6 protein-coding genes are annotated in these 6,776 nt (G+C 40.7%); 5 read left to right on the plus strand and 1 reads right to left on the minus strand.

Features of this window, described 5'->3' with window-relative positions; all coding sequences use genetic code 11:
• The 5 genes from QZX97_RS15060 to QZX97_RS15080 form a co-directional block, all read left to right on the plus strand.
• A partial coding sequence (locus tag QZX97_RS15060) for an MBL fold metallo-hydrolase (protein ID WP_295664752.1) occupies positions 1–375 on the plus strand: 375 nt, incomplete at its 5' end.
• Positions 376–535: 160 nt separating this feature from the next.
• Positions 536–1,741: a DUF87 domain-containing protein gene (locus tag QZX97_RS15065; RefSeq protein ID WP_295664754.1), complete on the plus strand. Its 1,206-nt coding sequence runs from the start codon at positions 536–538 to the stop codon at positions 1,739–1,741.
• A gap of 95 nt (positions 1,742–1,836) precedes the next feature.
• The gene (locus tag QZX97_RS15070; RefSeq protein WP_295664756.1) at positions 1,837–2,658 is read left to right on the plus strand and encodes a hypothetical protein; all 822 of its coding nucleotides are present in this window, start codon (positions 1,837–1,839) and stop codon (positions 2,656–2,658) included.
• The gene (locus QZX97_RS15075) at positions 2,655–4,022 is read left to right on the plus strand and encodes a DNA double-strand break repair nuclease NurA (RefSeq protein WP_295664758.1); all 1,368 of its coding nucleotides are present in this window, start codon (positions 2,655–2,657) and stop codon (positions 4,020–4,022) included. Before QZX97_RS15070 ends, QZX97_RS15075 begins: the two co-directional genes overlap by 4 nt.
• On the plus strand, positions 4,019–5,143 hold the full coding sequence (locus QZX97_RS15080) for a DNA methyltransferase (protein WP_295664760.1): 1,125 nt from the start codon (positions 4,019–4,021) through the stop codon (positions 5,141–5,143). Before QZX97_RS15075 ends, QZX97_RS15080 begins: the two co-directional genes overlap by 4 nt.
• Positions 5,144–5,531: 388 nt before the next feature.
• Here the strand turns inward: QZX97_RS15080 and QZX97_RS15085 are convergent, their stop codons facing one another.
• The gene (locus QZX97_RS15085; RefSeq protein WP_295664762.1) at positions 5,532–6,773 is read right to left on the minus strand and encodes a glucose-1-phosphate adenylyltransferase; all 1,242 of its coding nucleotides are present in this window, start codon (positions 6,771–6,773) and stop codon (positions 5,532–5,534) included.
• Between the last annotated feature and the right edge of the window lie 3 nt (positions 6,774–6,776).

The following is a 6,776-nucleotide window of genomic DNA, read 5'->3' on the forward strand; positions in this document are numbered from 1 at the left end:
CGTGTTAAAATGGTGTACGCGTTGCACAGCAGCTCGATGCCCGATGGCGCTTACGGCGGCAACCCGGCAGGCTATGTGATTTATGCCGATGGCAAAAAAATATATTTTGCCGGCGATACGGCACTGACCTACGATATGAAGCTGCTGGCCGACGAAAACTTAGACTGGGCCATACTCCCCATTGGCGACAACTATACCATGGGTGCCGATGATGCCATTAAAGCGGCAGGCTTTATCAATTGCAAAAACGTGATAGGCGTGCATTACGATACCTTCCCGGTGATTGTGATTGACAAGGCCGAAGTGAGCGCCAAGTTTGAAAAGGCGGGGTTAAATTTGCAACTGCCTTCTATTGGGACGACGATAGAATTGTAAATAGAAAACCCCGGTTCTGGATAAGATACCGGGGTTTGTTTTGTTGCTGGGGTTATAAAGCTCGACCAACGGGTGGATGTTGAGCCTTGTTAACGGTAGAGATTAAATGATTAGGCTTTCTGTATTTTTAATATTATACTTGTGTATCAATTATAATAATATGAGTATAGAGGCAGGAATTAATGATAGGCGTCAAAACGATAAAAAAGTTGAGACCCAAACCATGTTTAAAAAACTTATTCAAACAAGTGAACAGGTTGGTGATCTCTATTCTATAAATTACGAAACTGCTCGTGTTATTATACACGATCACGATAGACAAAAAGTTGGGGGTATACCAAGTCTCAGTTTTTTGATTGCCACCCGTATATGCCCAGAAGATGGCAATAAAGACTTTCAAGATATTAATTTCAAATCTGAAGACGCATCGTTTATTCTTTTGAGAGTAATGGATAGTGCACCATTACCGCAAGATAAAGAAGCGGAAAGAATCAGGGTTGAAACAGCCCAAAGGGTTAGTGGCGATACAGAATTGCATTGGGATGGTGATGGTGCGATGGACACAAAAACAAGAGTTTTGCTCGGTTATGCAGGTGTACAATGTCGAATAATTGGAACTTTCTATTTAGAAGAAAATCAAGGAAACGTGGAGGCTCCATTAGCCTTGAAATTTGGAAGTGATATTTCTAATTATTATCCAAACAGAGGCCTTAAAGTTTTCAAACCAAATGCTCAAGCACTTGAAGCTATTGTCAATTACTGTGACCCGTCAAATAAGCAAGAACACAGGGATAAATATGGAAACACCGAAACTGTAAAGCTCGGATTTGTACGTTATGCTTCTACAAACAGGAAGTACCAACAAATAGATGACGTACCCGTGTATATTTATCCTGCTGACTTACTTAGTCAGAAGTCTGCGTTATTTGGAATGACAAGAACAGGGAAATCGAATACCACAAAAATCATTGCTAAGTCGGTTTTTGAACTACGAACCCCGAGTAAACAAGAAGATAAACCATTGAGAATTGGACAAATAATTTTTGATCCCAATGGTGAATATGCGAATGAAAATGTACAAGATAATAATTCGGCTTTGAAAAATATATGGAAGATTATTCCTAAAGGGGTAAGGGAAAATGAAGTTGTGACTTATGGAATAACGCCCCATCCAAGTGATTTAACAAGGATTTTAATGCTTCTCAATTTTTATTTAGATGATAATTTACAAATTGGAAAGGAGATTATTGATAATATACTTTCTGATGATAGCACGACATATATAAAAATTTCGTACAGGTTAGTCTTGAATCGCCAGATCCGGATGATAGAAGCGCAATTACAAGGCATAATCGACGTGTATTAGCATATCGCTCGGTTTTAGCAAGAGCCGGGTTCACTGTTCCTGCAAATCTAATAGTAACAACAAGAGGTCTATTTAATCGCGCGCTGATTACAGCATTGCAAAATAGCACGAGTAATAACGCACCAGAATACCAATCAGCAGCTCAAATATTTTCTAATGCCAATCCAGCTTTAGGCCAGCTTGCAAATGCCTTTGAAGCGTTAGATAAGTTTATTAGAGACCGTGATAGTGGTTACCAAGCATTTGAATCAACTTACGTTAATCGCGCAGGAGGTTCCGGCGACAGATGGGCTGACGAGGACTTAAAAAAAATTATTGGAATGTTTCAATACCCCAATGGCACAAGAAAAATTGGTAAAGCAGCAGAACAACACAGTGCAGACACAAGTAATGATTATGCGCAAGATATCTATAACCATCTTGTAACGGGAAAACTTGTAATTGTTGACCAGTCGAGTGGAGAACCTGAACTGAATAAGTCTTCTGCTAATAGAATCATGACGAAAATTTTTAGGGAAAATCAACGACAATTTATTCAAGGTTCGGCAAGCATACCAGAACTATTGATTTACATAGAAGAAGCTCATAATATCCTACCTGCCGGTAACGATTTGGGCCTTTCTGATATTTGGGTGCGTACTGCAAAAGAAGGCGCAAAATACCGTATCGGAATGGTTTATGCTACACAAGAAGTTAGCAGTATTCAAAAAAATATTTTACGTAATACTTCAAATTGGTTTATTGCGCATTTAAACAACACTGATGAAACAAAAGAGTTGTGCAAGTATTATGATTTTGCAGATTTTGAGCCATCTATTAGAAGGGCTCAAGACAAGGGCTTTTTAAGAGTTAAGACGTTAAGCAATCCTTTTGTTATACCCGTACAGGTAGATAAATTTCAAATTGGCCAATCATGAGTTTTGAAGGTGAATTTGCAAGCTATGAACCGCTAAGACGCGTTCTCGAAAGTGCGAAGGTAAAAGCGCTTCAGAATCGTATGCGTGTTAGATCAACCGACACAAATACTGAAAATATAGAAAATCTTTTAATCCAAAAAAAGGACTTGCTGTTAAATGATGAGCAACCTGATTTGGTACTTGCAATTGACGGCAGTAATATGGCAGCAAAAGCCGTAAATGGGTTTCCCGGAGCAGAATTTGGATACGTAACAATTGCTTCTGTGTTGATTGATTTAAAACTTGTCAAAGAGCTTAGTCAAAACGATTTTATTAGCCCAAAAAAGTTCCGTGAAACGGAAAAAGCATCTACAATAGAGACTGTTTTTCCAGGATGTAACATAATATTAGACAATGAGCACAGTGCAAAAGCATCTTTACGTCGCGCATTATTTGAAGAACTTACGAGTAACACAGTTTTTACCGACGGTGAAACTTTATTGGACACATACGAACACCTGTTTAAAATAAGGAGAGACCTTTCACAAGGCGGTAATTTGCCTCGAAGTCCGATCGACGATGTAGATGAAGAAATGACTTATGATTATGGTGAGTATAATTGCCCTTATTCCGGAGAAGCGTTATTTTCAACAGATGCCCTTCGCCTGCATGAATTAATGATTAATGGTGGCGGCAATGGTGAATTGTTTGGACAAATTATGTTCACGCTAGAAAAGCTTTGGTTGATTCATATACTAAGAGCCTTTGAGATAAAAGGTTGGTTGAGCACATTACGCAGAACCGCATTTGTAATTGATGGACCTTTAGCAGTATTCAGTACTTCGTCATGGCTAACAAAAGCAATTGAAGTTGAACTAAAACGAATCAATGATCTACAAAAACCAATTAATGGCGAGGACCTTCTGATAATAGGTATTGAAAAGTCAGGCACTTTTTTTAATCACTTTTTGGAAATTGATACTACAGAAGACGGTATTACAGATAAGTTTCCAAGACAATCGGCATTGCTTTTGGACGACGGCTATATAAAAAGAAATATCATCTTTTCCGAAAGTGCAAAGCCATACGGGAAAGATACGTACTTTGGTCGAAAGTTTTTTTATAAGGCAGCATCCGGGCAAAAAATTGCGCCTGTATTAGCTTGTTTTAACGACTATCAAAGAAACTTAGATACAGCAAAACCTGACCAATTTACCCGATTAGCAGATGTTATGAATTTACTAGATCAACTTGCTTCAAGCAGGCATCCAAATTCGGTTTCACCGCTTATATCAGCTCATGCCGAAGCTGCAATCCCACTAAACTTAGGCAAACGTATTTTCGAGGACATTGCAAGAGAGATCAGGGGAAAATCTACAATATGATAGCATTAGAAAAAATATTAAAGGGTTTTGAAACAGCTGAATCAAGATGGGCAAGATTTGGCCCATACTATGCCATGTTTCCCTTGGATTTTGCTTTTGATGTTGTTAAAAAATATTCTAAAGAGGGAGATTATATTATAGACCCTTTCGCAGGAAGGTGTAGTAGTATTTTTGCGGGTGGGGTTTTAGGCAGAAATAGCTTAGGGATAGAGATCAACCCAGTTGGCTGGCTTTACGGTAGTGTCAAACTTAAACCGGCAGATAAAGAAAATGTCATAGATAGATTGCTTGAGTTATACAGTAAACGAAATTACTATGGCCAGGCGATGCAAAGGATGCCCGAATTTTATAGGATCTGTTTTTGTGATGAAGTATTAAAATTCTTATTGTCTGCTCGAAAAAATCTCGATTGGAAAAATAACGATGCTGATGCTACATTAATGTCAATATTATTGCTCTATCTTCATGGTAAGATAGGTAGTGGTCTTTCCAATCAAATGCGTATGACCAAATCTATGGGCATGAACTATTCTGTTGAATGGTGGAAGAAAAATGGGATGACCACACCTCCTGAATTAGATCCATGTAAATTCATAATTGATAAAATTAATTGGAGATACGATAAAGGAAAACCCAAAGTTACCGAAAGCGCCGTTGTTTTTGGAGATAGTGCTAATGAGCTTATAAACATCTCTGAAAGGGCCATTAAAAATGACATCAAATTTTCGCTACTATTTACGTCGCCACCATACTGTTCTGTAACTAACTATCATGCCGACCAGTGGCTTCGACTCTGGTTATTAGGTGGGTCGGAAAATCCGCAATCATTTAATGACAAGCACAAAGGTCGATTTGTTAATAAGGTTGAGTATTACCAGCTTCTTGACAACGTATTTGGGCTTTGCTCTACAGTGATGAAGCCCAAAAGCACAATTTATGTTCGTACCGACAAACGGGAATTTACGCTAAACTCAACCTTGGAAATTCTAAAAAAGCATTTCCCCTTTCACAAGCTAAAAATGATTGAAAAGCCTTTATCAGAAGAAACCAAAACCCAAACGCAGTTATACGGTGACAAGGCATTAAAGCCGGGCGAGGTCGATATTATTTTGACCCGATAACTTCCAAATAGCCTTGACAATCCCACTAAAATTTCGTAACTTGTAGAGGAAGCTTAGATGGGGTTGTAGGCAAAAATGTTCTTTTTAAAAACACCCATAAATACCCATTTTTTTGGTTCATTAGTCATTTGTTCATTGGTGCCTGTCTATTGGCTACCGGCTTAGTGGGATGCCGAAACAAGTTCGGCATGACGGGTTAGTTTAGGTACCCATATTTACCCATAGCTTTCGCAGAGCGAAGGGGACGGAGCGCTAAGTGTTTGGGTGGCTTAGATTATAAATTTGATAATTCGGGGCTAAAAATTCGAAGTAAAACACCCATAAATACCCATATTTCGGGTTGAAATATGGGTACAGGTTTATGAAAATCGTAATTTGAGCGGGGTGGTTATATCACCGTACCATCGGGTATTACGGCGCGTTTTTTGAGGACGACGATGCCGTCCATTACGGTGTATTTGTCGTAATCGCCGTTTACCAGGGGTTCGCCGCAATTGATGCGTACGTCGTTACCGATATGGCAGTTTTTGTCGACAATGGCGTTCTTGATAATGCAGCGGTCGCCGATGCCCATGATGGGGACGCCGGCTTCGCGCGATTGGGCGATTTGTTCAAGGGTTTGGTATTCGTCGCTACCCATAATGTAGCAGTTTTCGACGATACTATCGAAACCGATGCGGGTACGTATACCGATGACCGAACGTGTGATGCGGCTGGCATTGATGATGCAACCGTCGGATATGATGGTATTGGTGAGCGTTGGCCCCGATATTTTTGAGGGTGGCAACATGCGCGAACGGGTGTAGATGTGGTGCTTGCCAAACAGGTTAAATTTGGGTATCTGATCGGTAAGCTCCAGGTTGGCTTCGAAGAAGGATGCGATGGTACCGATATCGGTCCAGTAGCCTTCGTATTGGTAGCTTAACACCTTGTGGTTGTTGATGGATTGCGGGATGATTTCCTTACCAAAATCGGTACGGTCGTTACCTTGTAATAAGTCGTATAATACTTTGCGGTTAAATATATAGATACCCATTGAGGCCAAATAAATACGGCCGGCGGCTTTCATTTCGGGGCTAACATCGGACACGAGGGTATCGAAATCCTTTTTAGGTTTTTCGACGAAGGCGTTTATCCAGTTATCCTTATCCGTTTTAAGGATACCGAAACCGGGCACATCCGATGCATCGACGGGGATGGTAGCGATGGAGATATCGGCATTGTTTTTTTGGTGGGCTTCGAGCATTTCCTCAAAGTCCATTTGGTACAGCTGGTCGCCGGAAAGGATGAGGACATAGTCGAACTCGTGCACCGAAAGGTGGTGCAGGCTTTGCCTAACGGCATCGGCAGTTCCCTGGAACCAACCACCGCTGCTGGGTGTTTGTTCGGCAGCCAATATATCCACAAAGGCACTGCTGAAGTTGCTGAAGTGGTAGGTGTTTTTGATGTGTTTGTTTAACGACGCCGAGTTGAATTGCGTGAGTACAAAAATACGGTCGATGCCCGAATGCAGGCAGTTTGAGATAGGGATATCGACCAAACGGTATTTTCCGGCGATGGGTACAGCGGGCTTTGAGCGCGACGCGGTAAGCGGAAACAAGCGGCTTCCCTGGCCACCCCCGAGTACGATGCA

The sequence above is a fragment of the uncultured Mucilaginibacter sp. genome (assembly GCF_903893715.1).
Lineage (GTDB): Bacteria > Bacteroidota > Bacteroidia > Sphingobacteriales > Sphingobacteriaceae > Mucilaginibacter.